The sequence below is a fragment of the Trueperella sp. LYQ141 genome, from assembly GCF_046599555.1.
Taxonomy (GTDB): domain Bacteria; phylum Actinomycetota; class Actinomycetes; order Actinomycetales; family Actinomycetaceae; genus Trueperella.
Window position 1 is genome coordinate 39,438 of the sequence record NZ_JBKIWQ010000005.1, and the last position, 22,439, is coordinate 61,876.

The 22,439-nt window shown below is 54.2% G+C and carries 17 protein-coding genes; 10 read left to right on the forward strand and 7 right to left on the reverse strand.

What is annotated here, in order from left to right; translation table 11 throughout:
* Positions 1 to 630, reverse strand: coding sequence for a DUF47 domain-containing protein (locus ACLHIJ_RS05350; RefSeq protein WP_411296542.1), 630 nt, complete (start codon positions 628 to 630; stop codon positions 1 to 3).
* Between the two features lie 265 nt (positions 631 to 895).
* Here ACLHIJ_RS05350 and ACLHIJ_RS05355 point away from each other — a divergent pair, with 265 nt between their 5' ends.
* On the forward strand, positions 896 to 2,431 hold the full coding sequence (locus ACLHIJ_RS05355) for an alanine/glycine:cation symporter family protein (RefSeq protein ID WP_411298602.1): 1,536 nt from the start codon (positions 896 to 898) through the stop codon (positions 2,429 to 2,431).
* Positions 2,432 to 2,943: 512 nt separating this feature from the next.
* On the opposite strand, the gene ACLHIJ_RS05360 is transcribed toward ACLHIJ_RS05355, so the two are convergent.
* Positions 2,944 to 4,440: a purine-cytosine permease family protein gene (locus ACLHIJ_RS05360; RefSeq protein WP_411296539.1), complete on the reverse strand. Its 1,497-nt coding sequence runs from the start codon at positions 4,438 to 4,440 to the stop codon at positions 2,944 to 2,946.
* Positions 4,441 to 4,692: 252 nt separating this feature from the next.
* On the opposite strand from ACLHIJ_RS05360, the gene ACLHIJ_RS05365 reads away from it, so the two are divergent.
* The 7 genes from ACLHIJ_RS05365 to ACLHIJ_RS05395 all read left to right on the forward strand — a co-directional run bounded on the left by ACLHIJ_RS05365 (position 4,693) and on the right by ACLHIJ_RS05395 (position 13,066).
* A complete protein-coding gene (locus ACLHIJ_RS05365) occupies positions 4,693 to 5,550 on the forward strand; it encodes a purine-nucleoside phosphorylase (protein WP_411296538.1) in 858 nt (285 codons plus the stop codon).
* Positions 5,551 to 6,115: 565 nt separating this feature from the next.
* Positions 6,116 to 7,114: a hypothetical protein gene (locus ACLHIJ_RS05370; RefSeq protein WP_411298603.1), complete on the forward strand. Its 999-nt coding sequence runs from the start codon at positions 6,116 to 6,118 to the stop codon at positions 7,112 to 7,114.
* A gap of 9 nt (positions 7,115 to 7,123) precedes the next feature.
* Complete coding sequence (locus tag ACLHIJ_RS05375) at positions 7,124 to 7,792, forward strand: FABP family protein (protein ID WP_411296536.1); 669 nt, start codon at positions 7,124 to 7,126, stop codon at positions 7,790 to 7,792.
* Positions 7,793 to 7,803: 11 nt separating this feature from the next.
* Entirely contained in the window at positions 7,804 to 9,264 is a 1,461-nt protein-coding gene (locus tag ACLHIJ_RS05380; RefSeq protein ID WP_411298604.1) for a YgfZ/GcvT domain-containing protein, read from the forward strand.
* Positions 9,261 to 9,626: a hypothetical protein gene (locus tag ACLHIJ_RS05385; RefSeq protein WP_411296534.1), complete on the forward strand. Its 366-nt coding sequence runs from the start codon at positions 9,261 to 9,263 to the stop codon at positions 9,624 to 9,626. Before ACLHIJ_RS05380 ends, ACLHIJ_RS05385 begins: the two co-directional genes overlap by 4 nt.
* Entirely contained in the window at positions 9,626 to 10,231 is a 606-nt protein-coding gene (dtd, locus tag ACLHIJ_RS05390; RefSeq protein WP_411298605.1) for a D-aminoacyl-tRNA deacylase, read from the forward strand. Before ACLHIJ_RS05385 ends, dtd begins: the two co-directional genes overlap by 1 nt.
* A 216-nt stretch (positions 10,232 to 10,447) precedes the next feature.
* Entirely contained in the window at positions 10,448 to 13,066 is a 2,619-nt protein-coding gene (locus tag ACLHIJ_RS05395) for an ATP-dependent Clp protease ATP-binding subunit (protein ID WP_411296532.1), read from the forward strand.
* 470 nt (positions 13,067 to 13,536) lie between these two features.
* Here the strand turns inward: ACLHIJ_RS05395 and ACLHIJ_RS05400 are convergent, their stop codons facing one another.
* Together ACLHIJ_RS05400 and ACLHIJ_RS05405 are read right to left on the reverse strand one after the other, a co-directional pair.
* Entirely contained in the window at positions 13,537 to 14,904 is a 1,368-nt protein-coding gene (locus ACLHIJ_RS05400) for a GntP family permease (protein ID WP_411298606.1), read from the reverse strand.
* A gap of 65 nt (positions 14,905 to 14,969) precedes the next feature.
* On the reverse strand, positions 14,970 to 15,737 hold the full coding sequence (locus ACLHIJ_RS05405; protein WP_411298607.1) for an SDR family NAD(P)-dependent oxidoreductase: 768 nt from the start codon (positions 15,735 to 15,737) through the stop codon (positions 14,970 to 14,972).
* A gap of 417 nt (positions 15,738 to 16,154) precedes the next feature.
* Here ACLHIJ_RS05405 and ACLHIJ_RS05410 point away from each other — a divergent pair, with 417 nt between their 5' ends.
* Entirely contained in the window at positions 16,155 to 17,084 is a 930-nt protein-coding gene (locus tag ACLHIJ_RS05410) for a sugar phosphate isomerase/epimerase family protein (RefSeq protein ID WP_411298608.1), read from the forward strand.
* Positions 17,085 to 17,667: 583 nt separating this feature from the next.
* Here the strand turns inward: ACLHIJ_RS05410 and ACLHIJ_RS05415 are convergent.
* From ACLHIJ_RS05415 to ACLHIJ_RS05425, 3 genes are all read right to left on the reverse strand, one after another.
* Complete coding sequence (locus ACLHIJ_RS05415; RefSeq protein WP_411296528.1) at positions 17,668 to 18,369, reverse strand: GntR family transcriptional regulator; 702 nt, start codon at positions 18,367 to 18,369, stop codon at positions 17,668 to 17,670.
* A gap of 536 nt (positions 18,370 to 18,905) precedes the next feature.
* Entirely contained in the window at positions 18,906 to 19,685 is a 780-nt protein-coding gene (locus tag ACLHIJ_RS05420; RefSeq protein ID WP_411298609.1) for a FadR/GntR family transcriptional regulator, read from the reverse strand.
* Positions 19,686 to 19,827: 142 nt separating this feature from the next.
* Entirely contained in the window at positions 19,828 to 21,252 is a 1,425-nt protein-coding gene (locus tag ACLHIJ_RS05425) for a gluconate:H+ symporter (protein ID WP_411298610.1), read from the reverse strand.
* Between the two features lie 348 nt (positions 21,253 to 21,600).
* Between ACLHIJ_RS05425 and ACLHIJ_RS05430 the strand changes: the two genes are divergently transcribed.
* Positions 21,601 to 22,428, forward strand: coding sequence for a sugar phosphate isomerase/epimerase family protein (locus ACLHIJ_RS05430; protein ID WP_411298611.1), 828 nt, complete (start codon positions 21,601 to 21,603; stop codon positions 22,426 to 22,428).
* The last annotated feature ends 11 nt before the right edge of the window (positions 22,429 to 22,439 follow it).

Here is a 22,439-nt window from a genome sequence, read left to right on the forward strand (position 1 = left end):
TTAGGACTCCTTCAACGTCAGGAGCTCAATCCAAGAGGCGAGCTCTTCAAATGAATCGACTGCGGCTTCAAAGGAATCCAGCAGGATCTTGCGCACAATAATCTCTTTCGCATCTGCGTCAGAGTTGAACAGCTCAACAACCATATCGAGATAGAGCGTATCGGCGCGGTTTTCCAGATTGTTAATCTCCAACCACTCCGAACGAATGGACTGGTCGATGCGCTGTAACTTGCCTACTGCGTTGACGGCACGTTCGGCGCAAGAACGGATAATATCCGTCATTTCAAAGATCTTCTCCGGAAGATCCTCGATCTTGTAGAGCACGACGTTATTGCCGGCTTCGTCGATCATGTCAACACAGTTATCAATCTGACCAGTGAGATTGATAAGGTCGCCGCGGTCGAAGGGCAACACGAAGCTGGTGCCAATCTCCTGGAGAACCTGATGCGAGGCAGAATCAGCGTCGTTTTCAATTTCGTGAAGCTGGATATTCAGCTTAGGGCGCGCTGCCGGATCGGCGCTCGTCAGTTCCGAGAGCGCGGCCGCGGCACGGACGAGATGGTTTGCTTGTTCATTAAGGAGCTTTTGAACTTCATGCTGGCCCTTAAAGCGACCAAATAAATTACCCATGGGCGTTAGTTTCCTCTGCGTATGTACAACAGTGGGTATGGTTTACGTAAAACCAGAGTACGGCACGATGTATTAACCGAGCAAAGACTTAAGGCACATTCCCTTTTTGAAGTTCGCCACCGATTTCTGGTTTTTACTGACGATTAGCCATTTTTGGGGTGGCATGTCACATGGTGAGCAGGGCACAGTGAGGCATTGACTTTGTGGCAAGGTATCCACGTTAACCATGCGCCTAACGGCACGCACCTAACGAAAGGACACAGCATTGGACGCGATTCAACAGTGGTTTGATGAGGTGACAGGTCCGGCAACGCAGGCACTATCGTCGGTGAGTGATTGGCTGTACACCTATGTCATGATCGCGTGCCTGGCCGGTACGGGTATCTATCTGACGCTGCGTTCGCGGGCTCTGCAGGTTCGCCATTTTTCGGCGATGTTTCGCTATCTTATGCGTTCACGTAAAGGCGCAAATGGGGGTATATCTTCCTTCCAGGCCTTTGCGATCGGAATGGCAACCCGTATCGGAATTGGGAATATTACCGGCGTTGCTTTAGCTCTGATTCTCGGTGGGCCAGGCGCACTATTTTGGATGTGGGTTGCGGCTTTCCTCGGGATGGCGACTGCGTTTGCGGAGGCGACGCTGGCGCAAATCTTCAAAATCCCACATCATGACGGGACGTTCCGCGGCGGGCCGATGGCCTACATGCGCTATGGGTTGAAATCGCGATCGTTGGCGATTGTGTTTACTCTCGCCATGGTGTTCACGATGGTCGTCGCTATGCCTATGGTGCAATCCAATACGATTGCACAGGTTATGGCGGCATCGCGCGATGTTCCGGCGTGGGTGACTGCAGTGGTTGTCTCGATCCTTGCGGCCTTAGTGTTACTTGGCGGGGTGCGAAGCGTTGCGCGGGCAACGGAATTTATCTCACCGATTATGGCGGTGGTTTATCTCGTCGTGGCACTGAGCGTCGTTGCTGTGAATTTCCGGCAGATTCCGCAATTCTTTACCGACGTATTCCTCTCGGCTTTTGGTATGCGGGAAGCCGCAGCCGGAGTGGCGGGCGGAATTATGGCTGCGATAATGAATGGTTTGCGCCGAGGATTATTCTCCAATGAAGCTGGTATGGGGACGAATCCGAATGCGGCTGCCACGGCAACGGTTGCTCATCCAGTTCAGCAGGGACTGATTCAATCCCTTGGCGTGTTTTTTGACACGATGGTGATCTGTACGGCCACCGGATTTATTATTATGACTTCCGGTTTGCTCGATCGAACTGTTCTTAGCCCTGACGATGCTGGGCATTTGACGACATCGGCGATTACTCAGAGCTTGGGGGCGTGGATGGCGTGGCCGATAGCGATCATTATTTTCTTCTTTGGTTTTTCCTCGATTCTTGGCGCATACGCCTATGGTGAGGCCTCGCTGGTCTTTTTGCGCGCTGGCGCGAAGGTGCATTTCGCGGCGAAAGTGCTGACGATTGTGTTCTCGGCATTGGGAGCGCTACTGGCGTTGACGTTCGTCTGGGCGTTGATGGATCTGACGATGTTCGTCGTGACGATGATAAACCTTTTCACCGTTCTCGCTCTGGGCTCGTGGGTGATTGTAGCGATGCGTGATTATGAGAGCCAGGTTGCGCGCATCCGGCGAAATGGCTACCTAGAAGTGGCATCTCGTGATGGTGCTCGGATGATTCGCGTTATCGAGCCGGTTTTTCAACCAGATGCATTAGATGTGCCGAGGGATTATGACGCAAAGGCCTGGGAGAAGGCTGTCGAGTCGGCGCAGCACCTCAGCTAGATATTGCATAAGGAAAACTGTGCGGGTTAATACGCGCGGCTAAAAACGCAATGATCTGCCTGGATATGTTGCGAATGGGGGTGGACGGGAAGTATGCCACTCCTCGGCTGTCAGCCCAGGAAGCGTGGCGGAAAAGGCTGAGAGTGAGAAGAGGGGTTCCGAAAATATCGGGAGAGAAGTTGCGCTACCTAGTGCGGCGAGAAAAGGGCAAGAGAACAGCGAGAAAACGAAGTTTTCCTAGAGATTGCGCATAGGATTGTGGGGAGGAAAGGGTAAGCCCTTTCCTCCCCACAATCCTTAGGTGATCGTCGCCCTTATATGAGCGATTCTGAGATTTCTAATACTCATCGGTGATTCCCAGCCAGCCTGACTATCCGCTGGCGATCTTCGCTCATTCCTTGTGTAACTGGCCAGGTGAACCGCTACGTGCCAAGCAATGGGTGGCACGTAACGATCCAGTGGGCAATTGGGTTTGAGATCAATGAGTTAATTGGGCTCATGGGCTCAATCAATTAGTTGGCGATCCGCGATCCCTCATCTGACTGGGTTGCTTCCTGCTGGCGAACTCGACCAGCGCACAGGGCGAAATACCCGCCGAATCCCAAGATGAGCGAAACAATCACGCCGATATTGCCGGATGCCCAAACGCCCTCTTTGCCGCCGATAAGGAATAGCAGGTAGCCCTGCCAGTTGTTCCATGCGGCAGCGTCGGCGTAGGAGTTGATAACCAGACCCCAGCCGACCACACAGCACACGCCAATGATGGCCAATGCTAGCCAGTTCACTGCTCCGTAGCGACCAGATGAGTTGAACAAGGCGTACTCGTCGTAGAACTTCTTACGCAGCGTAATATCGGCCATCATAATACCAGCCCAGGCAGCCAAGGGCACACCGAGGGTGATAAGGAAGGATTGGAACGGCTCAATGAAGCTCGGTGCGTAGAACACGACGTAAACCGTGCCCAAGGTCAAGATAACGCCGTCAATCAAGGACGCCAATGGACGCGGCACCTTGATACCTAAGGTCAGCAGCGTCAGACCAGAGGAATAAATACCGTTGATTGCGCCGGAAAGGAGCGAGAGGATTGCCGTCAGTAGGAATGGCACGAGGAACCACGTGGGCAGCAGGGTAGCCAAGGCGCCGATGGGATCCATGCCAATGTTGTTAGAGAGATCTTGGGATGAACCAGCCAGCATGAGACCGAAGGTAATCAGGACGACCGGCCCAAGAGAGCCGCCAAGGGTGTTCCAGAAAATGATCTGGGAGCCCTTGGAATCGCGAGATTGGTAGCGTGCCCAGTCAGCAGCGATGTTGACCCATCCTAGACCCATACCCGTCATAACCATTGTCATAGCGCCGATCATGGCTGGCAGTGTTCCGGAGGGAACGGAGAATAGGACGTCCCACTTGATGGATGGGACGACGAGAATGACGTAGATGATTGTGGTGATGCCCGTCAGCCAGGTTAAGACTGCCTGCATCTTCATGATGATGTGATAGCCAGCAACTGCGCCAAGGACGATGAGTGCCGCAACGATAATCGCGGCGATGATGGAGATGGCGGTGTGATCCGAGCCGACCCAGCCTAGGCGCTCAAAGATGGTTGCTGTTGCCAAAACAGCAGTGATGGCAAGGGAGGTTTCCCAACCGATTGAGGTGAGCCAGGAGATGACGCCAGGGATTTTGGCGCCTTGCACGCCGAATGCTGAACGTGACATGACCATGGTGGGAACCGAGCCGCGTTTGCCGCCGAGCGCGATCACGCCGCAGATAGCGAACGACAAGATCACGCCGATGATTGTCATAATTGTTGCCTGCCAGAATGAGATACCAAATCCAAGTACCCAGGCGCCATAGCTCATGCCAAAGACTGAGATGTTTGAGGCAAACCACGGCAAAAATAGCTGGTGGGGTTTGGCGTAACGCTCTTCTTCGGAGACGATTTCGATGCCTGTTAATTCAATACCGGAACGTCCCGTAGATTCTGCTGCAGAATCGTGGTTTTCCATTTTTCCTCCTCCTTATCCGGAGTGCTGTCGGATCTTCGGTGTGCGAATACGCTCAGTAGCGTGGGCAAAATTGTACTCCATATCTTCCTTTGGAGGTTTACACTGAATAGGTCTGTTTTGGTTGAACGACGAGGACGTTGTTCGGTGTGCAATGTGCGTGTCAGGGCGGATACGGCCGAGAAATAAGGGCGCGAAATCAGGGGATACCAGGCGAAGCAGATGTAGGCGAAGCAGATGTAGGGATGGATTGCTATGGACGGGAAAGAGGAACCGACGATGAGTGTTGCACGGTGTGCCGATGATGTAGTGACGCAGGACAGCCGCGAAGGTGGTGCGTGGCTGCGTGAGCAGGCAGGAGGCCCATTGGATGTTTTGGTGGTTCTGGGATCCGGATTGGCTGATACTTTAGGCCGTGCGTGGGGTGAACCGACGAAAACGCTGGCTTTGAGTGATATTCCGACGGTTTATGCTCCGGTTGCTGATGGTCATGCAGATGAATTCCGAATTTATCGGGATGCCGGAGGGACGGGGTTATGCGTCGGTGTGGCTCTTGGGCGCACGCACGTCTATGAGGGGCATGGTGTCGATGCGGTTACGGCGTTGGCTAAAGTTGCCTATGCGGCTGGAATTCGTGCGGCGATTTTGTGCAATGCCAACGGATGTTTGCGTGATTGGGAGTTGGGTGATGTGGTTGCGGTCAACGACCACGTTAATCTTGCCGGAGTATCTCCCTTTGATGGTCCCGTTTTTGTTGATATTTCTGGTGTGTGGGATAGTGCTTTGACTGCTGAGCTCGCTCAGGTGTGCCAACGTCAGGGCTCCTACGGGTTTTTGCGGGGGCCAGAATATCAGACGCGCTTGGAGACGCAGATTTTGGCGCACATGGGGATTGACTGCGTGGGCATGTCTACCATCATGGAAGCAATCATGTTGCATGCTCTTAACGTGCGGGTGTGTGGGATGTCAGTGGTTTCTGATCTATCTTTTGCTGATGCGCCGACGGATCCCGCCGAGGTGGTTGCTGCTGCTCAGCGCGCACATGGCACAGTGCGTGCGGGGATTGAGCGGGTGCTACAGGTTCTGGCTGGTGAGGGTAGTGACGGCGAATAACGCGAATAACTCCATCAGTGTGGCAGATCGGTAACGCTGTGCCCTGCGGCGAATCGCGGTAGGGCAGGTGCGTATGTGGTTGTGCTGATGGGGATCAGGGTTCGGGTTTTCGCTTCGGCACGTAGCACGTAGCTGGGTGTAGAAAGTGGCAGTGCCAGCCGCTACGAGCGCGGTTATCAGATAGTGCGAGTGCGGTTAGCCAGTAAAGACTAACTGGCTAACCGCACATATCTCATCCAAAAGGGGTCACACTCGCGTGTGACCCCTTTTGGATGGACACCGAACCTGAGAGCGCCAGTCGGCGCGAAGGCCGCTCGTAGCGGCAAATATTTGGAGCCCGGGGCTTTCGCGATCCGGTGTCGTGTTGCCAGCGTAACTGATTTTTACTGCAGATGTCATGTTTATGCACCGCACGTTTTCTTTCTTCGTCGGTGCTTGTCTGCACGTTTTTCGTATGTGTCTGGTTGTGCCTGCCAATCTGCGTCGGCTCTGGTAGAGTCCACGCGCAGGCTTTGGGGTGTGCTCAGCTCGTCGGTGTGGTCCTTGGGGCATTAGTATTACGAATATGACGTTGTCGGCCCACCCAGAATCTGCCGTTCCGCCTGCCGTGTCTGCAGGATTGGCGGCTCACCCTGTTGCCGTGGATTCCTCTGCGGCTGCTGGTGGTCGTGGTGTGCGCATGCGAAACGCTATTGGGAAGGTTTTTGATCCGCTGGCGCCATTGCGCCCTCGGCATGGCCAATATTCACTTGTCATGTGGGCTGCAGTGAGCGTCGGATGTGCACTTTTGTTGGCTCTTGGCATGGGATTAGGGGTTCGGGCCACTGCTATTGTCGTGAGCCTCATCGGGTTGTTACTCATTCCTGGCTGGCCGGTGCTTTTGGGTTTGGATAACCGTCGGGTTACTCGGATCGTGATGTTGTTGACCTTGCCTTGTGCAGTGCTGGCAGCCTATTTCGGGTCGATTGATACGACGATGATGGTTGCTGCGGGCGCGATTATCGCCTCATTTATCGGGCAGATGTGCCGTCGCGACGGCCGAGGAAAACTCATCGAGCATATTTCTGCTGGCGCTGCTGGCGCTTTGTTTATTGTGTGCGCGTCGCTGTGGATTCATGTCGCTCGGCTTGGGGAGCTGACCCACCAGCCAGGAAAAGTGTCACTGGGGGCGAATTTGCCGCGCACGAATGATCTTCTCGGGGTGAGTTCGGCGAACGCGGGCATTGCGGTCGGATGGATGATAGCTGTCAGTATTGCGGTGTGCGCAATTATTTATTGTGTGGATTCGCCACGCACTGATCTTCTGGCAATTCTCAATGGCGCGATCGTCGGTGGGTTGAGTGGTCTTGGGCTGGCGGAAATGCCGCTTGGTCGGCATGTGGGCTGGCTGTGGGCGGTAGGAATAGCCAGTGGGATTGCAGTGGCGGTGGCGTATGCGTTTATGCGTCGGGCCTTACGTAATGTTTCCCCGCCGTTACCGTGGATTCATGGGGTGACGAAAGCTGTGTCGGTCCATTGCGCCGTGGGCGTTGTCGGCTGGGTGTTGACCTGGTTTGTCGTTTAATCTAGCCCTATGGCTATTCGACTTCCAGAAAATCTTGCGCCGGAGAACTATCCGATTGCCTGGCTGCTTGACTCGTGGTGTGGTGGTGGCGTCCTTGAATACGAGGGTATTGAACCGGCGGCGTATCTTCATGAATTGACGATTGACGCGCGTGATGCCGGACCATACGTGCGGCTTATGTCTCGTATTTGGTTAGCGCATGAGCCGGCTGAAGCAGTGGATAAAGAAGCCTCCGGGCAATACACGTACAACTCCTTGACGAAAGCGCGGTTGTGGAGCGCGGTAACTGGCTATCTGCGAGTTAATCCGCAGGCGAGCAAGCGTGCAGATGGGGCGAGCGAGTTGGAAGCGATGCTTGCCGCTCCGAGCGGGACTGCGCAACTGTGGGTGGGGCTTATTAACGGCCCGCGTTTGCAGATGGTTACGGATACGATTGTGCGTTCCAGTAGCGGCGCGCAGCTTGATGGGGCCAAACTGATTGCTGGAAATGTTGCGTCGGATCTCTTCTACGCCTATGACATGGAGGCCTTTGGCTCACCCATGCGAAGCTATTTAGCAGGGCGGTTATCGCGGCAATTTAATGATGAGGTTGACGCGCCAGCGAGCCAGTTTAGTGATGGCGAGCTGGGCGATGAGCCACGTAGTTCCGCTACGCCAGCAGATCTGAGCGAAAGCTAATAGGTCGGGCGATGGCAGCAACACAACCCAGATCATCTTCCGACGGGGGAAGTACCCCAGCGGGTGAGTCCTGCGTCTTTCCGGAGTTGACGGGTAATGCGAGGTCGGCGGTAAATGGTGCGGTGTATGACGAGGAGCTGGGTGTTCCAGCGCATTATGGCAATCCGTTTGCCGAGCAGAATATGTTGCTTGATGGGCGGGCATTGTGCGATCTGAGCTACCACGAGGTGATTCGGGTGGGCGGTGTAGATCGCGCGAAATGGTTACATAACCTCACGACCTGCGATATGGAATCTTTAGTGCCTGGGGAGAGTGGCGAGTTACTGATTCTTGATCCGCATGGGCATATTCAATATGCGGCTGGCGTGGTTGATGATGGAGAATATACCTGGCTCATTACCGATCATGGCTACTCGGAGGGGCTGGTGTCTTTTCTGGAGTCTATGCGTTTTATGTTGCGCGTGACGGTAGAACCAGTGGCTTGCGATGTTGTTGGCGTGATGTGTGCTCGCGAAGCAGTACCAGATTTTGTGGTGCGAGCTAGCCAGATTATCTGGGTAGATCCGTGGCCGCGGGTACGCGCCGGCGGGGCGCATTACGGGGTGAGCGATGAGCGCCATCCTGGATATGGTGTTCAACGAATACTATGTGTTATTCCTCGGTCGGGAGTTGACGTGGAGACTTCTGCGCTGGTTGGGGCTGAGTTGGGAAATGCTACGCCAGGTGCGGCTCAGCGGGATATGCGTGGAGCGGGTATCGCCGAGGCGGATGTGCGTGAATGGTGTCGGCAAGAAAATATGCCGATGGCTGGGGTGATGGCGTGGGAAGCATTGCGTATTCGGCATTGGCGGCCACGCTTAGCCGCAGAGGTTGGTACGCGGCTACGAGATCATTCCTCGGCTGTGGAGGGAGATCATGGGAGTGAGGTGCCTGCCGGCGCGCATTCGAGGGCGTATCGTGCCTGGAATGCTGGCGTTTTACCGCATGAACTCGATTGGTTACGCACGGCCGTTCATCTCAATAAGGGGTGTTATCGCGGGCAGGAGACGGTGGCGAAGATCGTTAATCTTGGTAAGCCGCCGCGACGCCTGACCTATCTATATCTTGAAGGACCCGACGGTGATCTGCCGGAGCCGGGCACGCCGGTTTTTCTTGGAGATCGCAACGTCGGCTATCTGACGTCAGTGGCACGGGATGTAGATGAGGGGCCAGTTGCGTTAGCGCTTATCAAACGCAATACCAGTGCTGAGGCGGTGCTGCAGGTTGGGCAGTTTTGTGCCTCGCAGCAGGTGATCGTCAGTGCGGATGGGAAGTCGTCGGTGTCCTTGCCGCAACATCCGGGTGTGAATCTCCGTCGGGGGATTGGTCGAGTTGGTTCTGATATGGCGCAGGGATCAGCCAGGCAGCAGGCGGAGCATGTAGGTGATATGCCTGAGAGAAAGCCGCACGGCAATTGTGGAGGCACATTATGACCCTGGTGGTGGTGCACGGAAAACTGATTTACGGAATATCGCATACTTTCTCGGTGCTGTTGAACGTGGTGTTACCGCTGATTATTGTGGCCTGTTTTGCGTTGGCGTTCGCTGACGCGCTCACCCGCCCGCGCTCCCAGTTCTACAATGCGTCCCGATCTCAACAGTTTTGGGTGCGATTGTTAGGGATCGGGGGATTAGTTTATGCGGCCTTGTGGTTTCTCCCGTTGTGGATACCGGGGGCGACGTGGATTAGTTTGCTGTTAATTATTGCTTTGGTGTATTACCTGGGTCCAGAACGCTCAAGGTTAGGGCCTCGCGGCGGATTCCGTGGCGGGCGCGGATCGCGAGGAGGCTGGTAATGCGAGCGGTTATTCAGCGGGTGAAGCGGGCCAGCGTTCGTGTGCATGACGATGTACCGGAGGAATACCAGTATCCGGAAACTGGCGGATCGCATAGCGATACTCAGTGTGCTAGCGGTAGTGGGGCGCTCGCGACGTCGGTGGCACGGATGCCCTCCTCCTCTCAAGGATTATCGCAGGTAGATGTGCTGGCAGAGCCGGCAGGGCGGCTTGTAGGGCAGATTGGTTCTGGATTGTGTGTGCTTATTGGTATCACTCATGAGGACGGCCCAGAGCAGATAGCGAAGATGGCGCGCAAAATTGCGCAGTTGAAACTGTTGCGTGCTTCCTGCGGTAGTGATGACGCGCGGGATCGGGTCAGCGTTGAGGATAGTGGCGCTCCGGTGCTGCTCGTTTCTCAGTTTACGTTATATGCCGATGTGCGCAAAGGGCGTAAACCGTCATGGTCTCATGCGGCGCCAGCTCCAGTGGCTGAGCCACTCTTTGACCAGCTCGTTCAGACCTTGCGAGCACACGGTGTTGAGGTGCATACCGGAGAATTTGGCGCGATGATGGACGTCGAATTAGTTAACGATGGGCCGATGACGATTATCGCCGAGGTCTAAATGGGCGATGGGATCCGGTGAGATCTGCGCTAACGCGGAAATTTGATCGTCTGCATGCGGTGTAGCTGGGCATAAGCTCCGGATTTACCCGCAATTTCTCACGCCTGCGGCGAAATAGCACCGTAGATTCAATAGCTCCTCGTTTACTGTTAAGAAAGGACCACTGGGTAGACTGCACCTGCCCAGGCGGCAATCATCTGGACGAGGAGTCGTACATTGTTTGAACGGTTTACCGATCGTGCACGGCGAGTCATCGTGCTCGCTCAGGAATCCGCACGCAGCTTGAAGAATAGCTATCTCGGCACGGAGCATATCTTGCTGGGTCTAATTAAGGAAGGTGAAGGCGTCGCTGCAAAGGCGCTGGAATCTCTGGGGATCACCTACGAGGCTGTTCAAGAGCGCGTGATTGAGATTATTGGTGAGGGTCAAGAGCAGCCGACGGGTCATATCCCCTTTACTCCACGTGCAAAGAAAGTCCTTGAGTATGCCATGCGGGAAGGTCTGCAATTAGGTCATTCCTATATCGGCACGGAACATCTGCTCTTGGGCTTGTGTCGCGAGCAAGATGGCGTGGCAGTTCAGGTTTTGGTGAAACTAGGTGCTGATCTGCAACAGATTCGTCAGCAGGTCACGCAGATGCTTTCTGGCTATCAGGGTAAGGAAGCTGTGGGCGTCGGTGGCGGCGGGCCGCGGGAAGGTCAAAAGGCTGGTTCGACGATCCTTGACCAGTTCGGTCGCAATCTCACCCAGGCCGCGCGTGAAAATAAGCTTGATCCAGTCATTGGCCGTCATACGGAGACGCAGCGAGTTATGCAGGTGCTGTCCCGTCGGACGAAGAACAATCCGGTTTTGATTGGTGAGCCTGGTGTGGGTAAGACGGCGGTTGTCGAGGGGCTATCGCAGGCTATCGCTGCTGGGAATGTGCCGGAAACGCTCAAAGAGAAGCAACTGTATTCCTTGGATATGGGATCCTTGGTTGCTGGGTCGCGCTATCGCGGTGATTTTGAAGAGCGTATGAAGAAGATCTTGAAGGAGATCAATTCGCGCGGCGATATTATTTTGTTTATCGACGAGGTGCATACGCTGGTCGGAGCTGGTGCAGCAGAGGGTGCATTGGATGCGGCGTCTTTGTTGAAGCCGATGATGGCTCGGGGCGAGTTGCAGATCATCGGGGCGACGACACTTGATGAATACCGCAAATACATTGAGAAGGATGCGGCATTGGAGCGTCGGTTCCAGCCAATCCAGGTAGATGAACCCTCGGTGAAAGAGACGATTGCAATTCTGGAAGGATTGCGGGATCGCTATGAGGCTTTCCATCGTGTGACGATCACGGATGAGGCCTTGGAGTCGGCTGCGATGTTGGCTGATCGTTATATTAATGACCGTTTCTTGCCGGATAAAGCGATTGATTTGATTGATGAGGCGGGGGCGCGTTTAGCGATTCGGAAGATGACTGCGCCGCCAGAATTACGTGAACTGGATGAAGAAATCGCGAATATTAAGCGTCTCAAGGAGGCCTCGATTGACGGGCAGGATTTCGAGCGGGCGGCTTCGTTACGTGATGAGGAACAGCAGTTAATCGAGAAGCGCCAGGAGCGGGAACGTGCCTGGAAAGAGGGCGATCTGGATGTTGTCTCGGTGGTGGATGAGGATCTCATTACTGAAGTGCTGTCGATGTCCACGGGTATTCCAGTCTTTAAGCTCACGGAAGCGGAGTCGGCGAAGTTGCTGCGCATGGAAGACGAGTTGCACAAGCGTGTGATTGGTCAGTACGAGGCGGTTACTGCGTTGTCGCAGGCTATTCGCCGGACGCGCGCTGGTTTGAAGGATCCCAACCGCCCGGGTGGCTCGTTCATTTTCGCTGGTCCGACGGGCGTCGGTAAGACGGAATTGGCTAAGGCATTGGCAGAGTTCCTGTTCGGTGATGAAGATTCCCTCATTACTTTGGATATGTCGGAGTTCTCCGAGAAGCACACAGTTTCGCGGCTGTTTGGTGCGCCTCCGGGATATGTCGGCTATGACGAGGGCGGTCAGCTAACGGAAAAGGTGCGCCGTAAGCCGTTCTCCGTCGTGCTGTTCGATGAGATCGAGAAGGCTCACCAGGATCTGTTCAACTCGTTGTTGCAGATTTTGGAAGAGGGGCGTCTGACGGATTCTCAGGGGCGCGTCGTCGATTTCAAGAACACGATTATTATTATGACGACGAACTTGGGAACGAAAGATATTGCGAAGGGTGTGCAAACTGGTTTCCAGTTCGATGCCGATACGCGCACCTCGTATGAGCGGATGAAGTCGCGGGTGTCGGAGGAGTTGAAGAATCATTTCCGGCCAGAGTTCTTGAACCGTGTCGATGACATCATCGTGTTCCCGCAGTTACAGCGCGAAGAGATTTTGCAGATTGTCGATCTGATGATTGCCAAGTTGGGTGCGCGTTTGTGGGATCAGGGTATGTCGATTGTCCTGACGGAAGACGCGAAGCAGTTGTTAGCGGATCGCGGCTACGATCCGGTGTTGGGTGCGCGTCCGTTGCGTCGGGCAATCCAGCGGGAGATCGAGGATGCGCTTTCTGAGCGTTTGCTGTTTGGTGAGTTCACGAAGGGGCAGACGATCGTCGTGGATGTGGATGCGAGTGCCACTCCTAAGACTTTCACTTTCGCGGGGCATGATTCGGAGTACCAGTTGCCGGTTGCGGTGCAGCCGTCGCCGGATGCGGAAGAGATTGACGGTTTAGCGCAGCCGACCTCAATTGTGCCGGAGGGTGAAGCGAACTATGATGACGCGGAACGCTCGCAGCGGGCAATGGATCCCGGCACTGGGCTGGCCGAGGAGTAGCGAGCCCACCGGCGTTTAGCACGTGTGCGCGTTGCCAGATTGTTGGCTGTCGCGATACGGCGCTGCTAGATGCCGCATAAAACACCGCTAGATGGTGCAATAAAATCATCGAGCCCAGGGTGCTTAGACATTATGCACCCTGGGCTTTTGCATCTTCTGAAGAATAAACCTGAATATCTTTCAGTTTTGCTGCACCGATCACAAAATGCCGCAGCGGGATGACGAAATATAAAGCTCGAAAGCGCGTCCGTTCTTAAAACGGATACCCGCTCACATCGGGGAACCGTGACGGAAAAGTAAAGCGAAGCTGCTGACGAGAAAAAATCGTATAACCGCAAGACACAGCGCAATGGAGCTGCTTGCCGAAAGGGAATCCTTCGTGACAAGCAGCTCCATTGCGATTTACTGCTCTATCTGCGTGACGCCTTATCGTCTTTCTGACGGTCACGCCTAAGCGGTATGTATGCTCGTTATCCGATAATCATTGCACCAAGTAGCGCTTGAATGAAGATCAAAATTGCCGAGATGAACGAACCGAGGGTGTAGGTTTTTAGCCCGCCGGTGACGGTTAACCCGGACATATTCGTCGCCACCCAGAAGCCCGAATCGTTGACGTGACCAATCGAGTTTCCACCGGAAAGGCATGCCAGCGCAATCCACACCGGATGAATACCGATAGCGGGCGCCATTGAGGCCATGATCGTCATTGCCGTCATGCCGGCCACTGTTCCCGAGCCTTGAGCAACTCGGAAAATCAGACCGATAGTGAAAGCAAGGAACATGGCTGCGAGTTTGGAACTTGTGCCAGTGTTCAGCAGTGACAAGATCGAATCTCCCACGCCAGCGGTGGCAATAACGTTGGCGAAAGCGCCACCAGCGCCGGTAATCAGCAGCACGACACCGGCAGATTTCAGACCTTCACCGGCGGAATCTTCCAGCTTGTTGCGGCCGATGTACTTCGCTGAAATCGCATAGGCTCCTAGGGTTCCCAGCAGCATAGCGATGGTCTTGTCGCCTAGGAATTTCGACCATACGGGTTGAGTATCAAACAGGGCTTTGCCCACCGTCCCGACGAGAATACACACGATGGGGACGATGATAGGAACCAGGGCGAGCAGCAGGGATGGGCGCTGCGTTCCCGATTCTAATCCGGCTTCCCGTCGGGCGATCAGCTCAGCTGTGATGTTTGAGGAGTGATTGACGTCTTTCTTCTCGTTCCAGATCTTGAACTTGTCATGGATCCAGATGTAGATGAAATTCGACAAAATCACAGTAATCAACCCGACCACCAGGCCGACACCGAGCATGATTCCGAGATCAAATTTGAATATCTCGGCTGCGGCTAGAGGATTGGGCGTAGGTGGCACGACGCAGTGCGCAGTGGTTGCCCCAATCGTCAGCAGGCCAGTAACGTAGGCCATTTTGACGTTGATTCGGGCTGCGATGGTGATGCCGATGGGAATAAGGATCACGAAAGTGACGTCGAAAAAGACGGGGATTGACAGGATGAAACCCGCCAGCGATACACCCCAGATAGCTCGACGTTCCGGTAGCGCCGCCATAATTTTTTCCGCAATAACGTTTGCGCCGCCCGAATCTGAGAGCAATTGCCCCAATATGATGCCGAATCCGATGGGCAGGCCAATTCCTGCCATCATATTGCCAAATCCTTTACCTACTGCGTCAACGGTTTCCATCAGTGGCAGACCGACGGCGATGCCGAGATAGACGGAGGCAATAACCATAGAGATAGCGGCATTGAGTTTGAGGACGATAATGCCGATCAAAATGATCGCAATTGCCAGTACGAGGTGCACAATCATTAATCCTGGGCTCATCACAGGACCTCCTTATCTGTACTTTCCTGTGGCAACACAGGAAAGCGGTGCAGGTATGAGCTGGATTAGTGCATGTGCTTTCCGCCGTCGGCGTTGATGACGTCGCCGTTAACAAAGGAGGAATCCTCAGAGACGAGGAACGAGCACAGGGCAGCGATTTCTTCGGGCTGGCCAACGCGACCTAGCGGGATATTCGAGGACATAGCGGCTTTGCGCTCGTCGGTGAGCTTTCCGCCCATGATTTCGGTGTCAATTGGCCCAGGGGCGATGACGTTTACCGTCACGCCATGTGTGCCAAATTCACGGGCGCCGCCACGGGTGAGACCGATAATGGCGGCCTTAGCGCCAGCATACGTGGATTTCGAGAAGGTGCCGCCGCCATCGTAAGCGGTGATGGAGGAGAAGTTAACCATTCGCCCTAGGCCGTGTGGCTTCATGAGTTTGTATGCGCCACGCATCATGAGCATGGTGCCGCGGCAATTGACGTTAAAAACGCGATCAAATTCTTCGACGCTGATGTCTTCCATAGCGATGGGGCAGGCGATACCGGCGGGATTGACGAGGGCGACGAGCTGGGGGAGCTCTGCTGCGACTTTTTCGTATGCCTGTGTGACGGATTTTTCGCAGGAGACGTCCAGGTGCAGGCCGATGATTTTCCGCTCGGGGAATTCGGTGCGGATTTCCTCGACGAATGAATCAACGTTATCGAATTGGATGTCGCCCACGGCAACGTCGAATCCGTCTTTCAAAAGCCGACGAGCAATGTGGCGGCCAATTCCTGACGGGGCGCCAACGCCGGTGACAACTGCAGCTTTTTCGGTGGGGTAGGTCATGTCATGCTCCTTGTAACTAGGTCATTGTCTTGTGGCTCTCAGGTAGAGAAGCTCATGGAATGTACGGCAGGTCGTCGGTTATTCATCCAGCTTCTTCGCTTGAGAAGGCGGTTAGCGGGGTAGGGGATCTCGACTTTGAGAGCCTGTAGCCAATCGCCACAGAATAGATCCTATATCATATTTAATAGATGTGGGTTAGAGATTAAAACATTCGTGAAACCGTGCGATTCTCTACCGTAGGCGCTGGATATTTGCCCATGTGTGCCGCTCACGCATCGCAATTGACGAAAATCCTATAGAATGTTTGATGTCGAATGTAGATTCATGACTCGACGAGTGCACGGCGTATGGCGTTGTTCTACTCCTTAGAGCAGGGGAATGTTATCGCGCTGAATTCGAAACTGAAAGGGTACAACGATGTATACCGCTGAGACGTGGCCAATTGCGGCCAAGATGAACTTCCCTGCTCGCGACGCGCAGGGGCGGCACGTTAATGACGCGCCAGTATCCGTATGGGCGGATCAGATTCGCCAGGTGGCAGACATGGGATATAAATACATTGATCCCATTGATGATTGGATCCAGCTTGCCGATATTTCTGATGAGCGCTTCGCAGAGTTTTGTGGGCTGCTGGATGAATTCGACGTGAAAGTGCCGGCTATCTCCTTCGGTCGCCGCTCGCCTATTGATGATAAAAATGGGCAAGCGCATGTGGAATCCATGCATCGGATGTTGGATCGTGGGCGCGAACTGGGTGCGAAGATCGTTAATATCGGCTTTATGCAGGCCTTGACGCCAGAGCAGGAAAAGGCGCTGTGGTTCTGGCATGTTGACGGGCATAAGGATGACCCTACGAAGCGGGATCTGGCTCTGGAGCGTATCCGTGAGTTGGGCGATCATGCCTTGCGCAACGATATGGAGATTTCCCTGGAAATCTATGAGGATACTTTCTTGGGCAGTGCGCGTGACGCCGTCCAGTTCATTGAGGATTGTGGCCCACAGGGCTTAGGAATCAACCCGGATTTCGGGAATCTGATTCGACTGCATCGGGAGATTGATCCGTGGCAGGAAAGCTTTGATCTGGTTATGCCGTATATCAATTTCTGGCATATTAAGAACTATATGCGGGACTTTGATCCAGCCACGGGAGCCTACTTCTCCTTCCCTGTTCCGCTGGAGGATGGGCTTATTGACTACCGCATGATTATCCGACAAGCAGTTGCTTCCGGCTATCGTGGAGTGTTCCAAACGGAGCATTACGGTGGCGACTGGCTGAGCGTCGGAGCAAAGAATATGGCGTTTATTCGCGGAGTTTTGCGCAATGCGATGTATCTGATTGAGGAGTAGTGAGCAGCTCGACGTCGAGATGTCGGCTATAGCGAATGTGGGGTGTGGGTCGTTGTGTTCCCGCGCCCCACATTGGTATTCGCCATAAATAACGTGCCGCTACCGTAGGTGCATAGGTATGTTCCCGTGCCTCACATGCCTTTCGGCGGCAAGCAGGATGTGCCATAACAGTAAAAGCTGAGGAAAACCGACGGACCTCAGCGTCGGCGAGCGGTCCTGCGCTACCTATCACCTCTTGCACGGCAGTATCTTCTCAATGTTTTGCGGTGGTCAAAGCTAATTCTTTCTGTCATGTATGGTTACTAAGATGTGCTGAGAGCTTGCCGCACTAGAACATAGCCAGGGTTACATTCCGCCCACACATTTTGCCTAATACCCCGAGGTTATGGGTTTAGCTGCGGGTATTACCGCCGCTAGCCTCAGATGGCACGCTTTTAAGAGGGGCGGTGCGTAGCTGTGATGGGGGCTGGGCGCTACTATGCGGCAGGTCGGCGAATACGCCGATGGAACGCAGCTAGGACGCGGCATATTTCTGGATCGCTATCGGCGTTGCTAGATACTGGGCTACTATCGATGCGCGCAATTATTTGCGCGTGCCAGCCTCCGGATGTGCCTTTTCCACGTCAGAAACTGAACGTTCGAGAACTCCGCGTAGGTGGGTGACCAGTGCAGCTTTTGCCTCTTCGAGTGAACCGTTGAGGAAAGCTTCAACGACAGCCTCGTGCTCCCGCACTGCGTCTTCAGCGTCGGTGGTGTTCGTACCGACGGCTTGGCGCATGCGATGCATATTAAATGACAAAGAATTCGTCATATCAGATAGGTATTGATTGTCGCAGTAGTCAAGGAATACCTGATGTAAGCCCCAATCCTCGGCGAAATATGCTTTGTAAGAGGGCAAGGTATCGCCGTCGTGGGCGGCCAGCAGATCTTGGGCGGCGCGCCGGTGCGATTCGAGGGTGGTCAGAAGGCGGTCGCGCATGTCTGCACGGTGTGGGTACGCGCGTTCTAGTGCAGAAACTTCTAGGATGATACGCACATCCACTAACTGACGGATTTGCTCGGCAGTAATGGGCGGTGCGACGCGGTATCCCTTGAGGGCGGCGCGTGTTACTAAGCCGGTGTGTTCTAGCTCGGCCAGAGCTTCTCGGACTGGAGTGGGAGAGACGCCGAAGCGTTTTGCGAGACCCTCAATACTCAGCGAGTCACCTGGACCGAAGTGACCTGAGACGAGGAGATCTAAAATTGCAGAGGAGACGCCGTCGCGTAGGGCTTTGCGTTCTAGCATGTATCCTCCCACCGGATAACCAAATTGAAGATATTGACATTATGCGACTTATCTGTGTGCAGCGCTATGTGCTGCGTGTTAAGTCTATAGAGTTAACACGCACTGTGTGAGCAAACATTCCTGGCAGTATTGCACGTCATACCTGATCTGCTAATGATCGTTGCTCTATATAACTGCCGATCAGAGTCGTTTTCTGTGGATGTTATTCGGGAAAGTGCCGAGGGGTAAAAGCACTTTTCGTAGGTAGGTCAGTTGGAATAGGAAGGGTGAGAACTTAACACTTTGCTTATAGGGTGCTGTGCGGGGGTGGTTAGCTGCTTTGAGGTGGCAATTCGGTTTCGTGGTGATCGGCGGAAATCTGAAGTAGATAAACCGCCCGTATGCTGCTTGGGTGCTGGTGTGTTTGCGTGCGTAATTGAATAATTGAAGCTGCATTGCTCGCGGATGGTCTTGCGGTGTAGCGCTATGGCCGCCAGGAGCAGAGGAGAGCAAGCCAGTATTAGTATCCCAGTATCAGTTCCCAGTATCCGCCGCGGCTAATCTTTGCTGGCGTTTGCGGCAAGGAGACGTTCATTTGCCGAGTTCATATGTTCGCGCATAACCTGTACTGCACTGAGTGGATCAGAAGAACTTAATGCGCGGTAGACCCGCAAATGTTCGTCGTATGCCACTTGCATGGCGGCAACGGAATCAACCTGATTTTGAATCCAGATTTGCAGTAGCCGACGCAGGGTGGAAAGTAAATTGTTGAGTGTTGGGTTCTGCGATAGCGTCCCGATTTCAATATGGAATGCGGCGTCGGCGGTGACGAAGTTCGTCATATCCTCGTTGCTCAGGTGTTCCTCTTGCGATTCCAGGCTGTCGCGTAGCCGACGCAAAGAGCGCAAAGGGCGAGGATCCTGTGCGAGGTGCTCGGCTGCCTGTTGGACGGCGAGAATTTCTAGAACGGAGCGAATACGCAGCAGGTTCGGATAGTCGGCGCTGCTGAGGAGTAGCGTCCATTGGAGAGAATCGGAGAACAAGTCGGCGCCACCGGATCGAACGTAGGCGCCAGAGCCTGGCATAATCTCGACGAGGCCAAGAATCTCTAATACGCTCAAGGCTTCGCGCACGTTAGTGCGGCTGGTATGTAGCTCCTCGGCAATGGTTCGCTCGGCAGGGAGGCGATCCCCAGGCAGATACTCCCCGGAGGTGATGCGCACCAAAATGAGCTGCGCGGTTTCTGCTGCCTCTGAGGAAGAGTTCACCGTCAGATTCAACGGGGCAGCAATGCCCTTTTCTCGAGTCAGCCTGCGAATGTAGCCGTTTTCTGCCATGCCATTTAACATAACGCGCTCCGGGCGAATCGGGGGGATTATGTGATGTGAATACCACTACGGCTTTTGGGTTAGATACATAACCGCTGCTCTGCGCGTTGGAATACGCTGGGCAGAGCAGCGGTTATGCTCGTGGATGACGTTAGGCGATCAGCCAGAGGATCGAGATGATGATCATGCCGAGCCATCCACCGACGGTGGCGCCCACCGACCAGGTGCGCAATCCGTCGCGAACGGATAGTCCCATGAACTTCGTTGCAATCCAGAAGCCAGAATCGTTGATATGAGATAGCGCAACTGATCCCATACCGATGGCTGCCAGGATGAGGGCAACCTGGATCTGAGAGTATCCGCCTTGAAGAACGGCATCTTGGACTAAGCCAGCCGCCGCCAGGGAGGCCACCGTCCCTGAACCCTGAGCAACCTTAAATACGGTCGCAATCAAGAAGGCGAGGAAGAAAATCGGTAGGCCAGTTGATAGTAGGAGGTCTGATACTGCCTTGCCAACCCCTGATTCAGTGAGAACTTTGGCAAAGACGCCGCCAGCTCCAGTTACCAAGATGACGATAGCAGCCGGCCCAACAGCATCATCCATGAGTTTGGAGATCGTTGCGGTGGAGAATCCGCGTGCTACGCCGAGCAGATAGAACGCCAAAATAGTGGAGAACAGCAAGGCGAATTGCGATGAGCCCAGGAATTGCGTGGTCTTGTAGCCGATGCTGCCTTTGTCGAAGATAAGCGCGCCAATCGTGCCGCAGGTAATCATCGCGATAGGTAGCAAAATAGAGAAGATGACCAGCCCTGCGCTGGGGCGGCGAACGACGGTTCCATCCTCAAGGGTGAGGGTTGCCCGTGGGTGTTCGGGATCGGCCTCAAGGGTTTCTTGATAGCGCAGCTCAACCTCGGGGGTCATGGCGAATTCCTGCTTATTGATCCGCTTAAACAGGAAGTGAACGGCGAAGCCAACCGGAATGCTGAGGATTAATCCCACGATGGTCACCATTCCCAGGCTGCCGTGTAGGAGGGCGGTTGTTCCGACGATGCCAGGGTGTGGCGGAACGCAGTTATGGATAAACACCATAAGGACGGCTACCGGCATGCCGATGATAGCAGGGGAGTGGTATCCGGCTGCTTTAGCGAAGGAGAAGATGATCGGCACCAAAATAATGAAGCCGACGTCGAAGAAGATGGGGATAGCGACGAATGCTGAGGCGACGAGGAGGGCGACACCGATGCGCTCGCGACCAAACTTTCGCGAGAAGGCTTCGGTGATAACCTCAGCGCCACCTGATTTTTCGATAGCGCCGCCTAGCATGGCACCAAGTCCGACGAGAATGGCAACGGAGCCGAGGGTGCCGCCCATGCCGGCAACGGCAGTGCCAATAACTTCTTCGGTGGGGATACCGGCTGCGAGGCCGGTTGCGATGGACACGGCAATCAAGGCAACGAAAGCCGGCCATTTAAATTTCATGACGAGTAATAGCAGTGAGGCGATCGCAATGATGGCTACAGCTATGAGATATGTCGTGCTCAATGTTGTCTCACATTCTTGTTTCGAGCGCTCCATTGCGCTCTACGTGCCGGCTGTGTCGCCCGTGACGTGGCCGGAAGTCCTACGACTTGTGTACCAGTATGACCTGATTACTTAAGTTGGTCAACCGAAATTGAAGAGTTTGTGAAAAAATAGGATATTGGATAAGGTGGAGGGGCGGTAAAATAGCTGAGGGAGAAGTTGTCCTGTTCTAAGGCGCCCCGCTGTTTTCCCTAGTATTACTAGGATAAATGCGATCTAGAATCGATGAAAACGCAGCCTTAATGTGATGTGAGTCATATCTGCTAATATTGGTTGACCAATTATTCTGATCGCGCCATACTGGACGAGAACGACGCACAACGATCACCAATGGAGGTGTCAATGCGTATTGGAATTGGAACCTATGCTTTGTTCTGGGAATGTTCTGATCGTGTCCCAAACCCGATCACCTTGCCCGGGATGATTGACCGAACGGCAGAACTCGGCTGCAACGTCTTTCAAATCTGTGACTATCCCGTCATCGAAACCTACACTGCAGAACATTTGGAAGAGCTGCGGGACTACAGTGCTGCTCATGGGGTAGAGCTGGAGTTGGGTACTCGAGGCGCACACCGCGATCACCTCAACACCTATCTCGATATGGCTGCTCAGCTTGACGCGCGGGTATTGCGGTCAATGATCCAAGTCGGGTCAGGGATGCCTACCGCCGATGAAGTTGTTGAGCACGTTCGCTCCATTCTTCCACGGCTTGAAGAGCTAAAAGTCGATCTAGCGTTTGAAACCTACGAACAACTACCGACGGAGCAACTCGTCGATATTATTCGGCGCATTGACCATCCGCGTGTGGGAATCGCTTTAGATCCGGCGAATTGTGTAGCAGCCTTAGAGCATCCTAAAGATGTGATTGAGCGCTGTGCCCCATACACTCTCAATTTGCACGTCAAAGACTTCGCTTTTTCGCGGCAGGCCGGATGGGTGGGATTCACCTATGCCGGAGCAAAGATGGGCGAAGGATTGCTTGACTATGCGGCTGAATTAGCTGCAGTGCGACCTATTGAGCGTCAGATGAGCCAGATCGTTGAACACTGGCTCGTATGGCAAGGAGATCCCGATACCACGATTGCGCGCGAACGTGAGTGGACGGCTCATGCGGTTGACGTCATTAAGAAACATGCGAAGAACTACGAGGAGTCAAACTGCTCGTCATAACTTTCCACAGG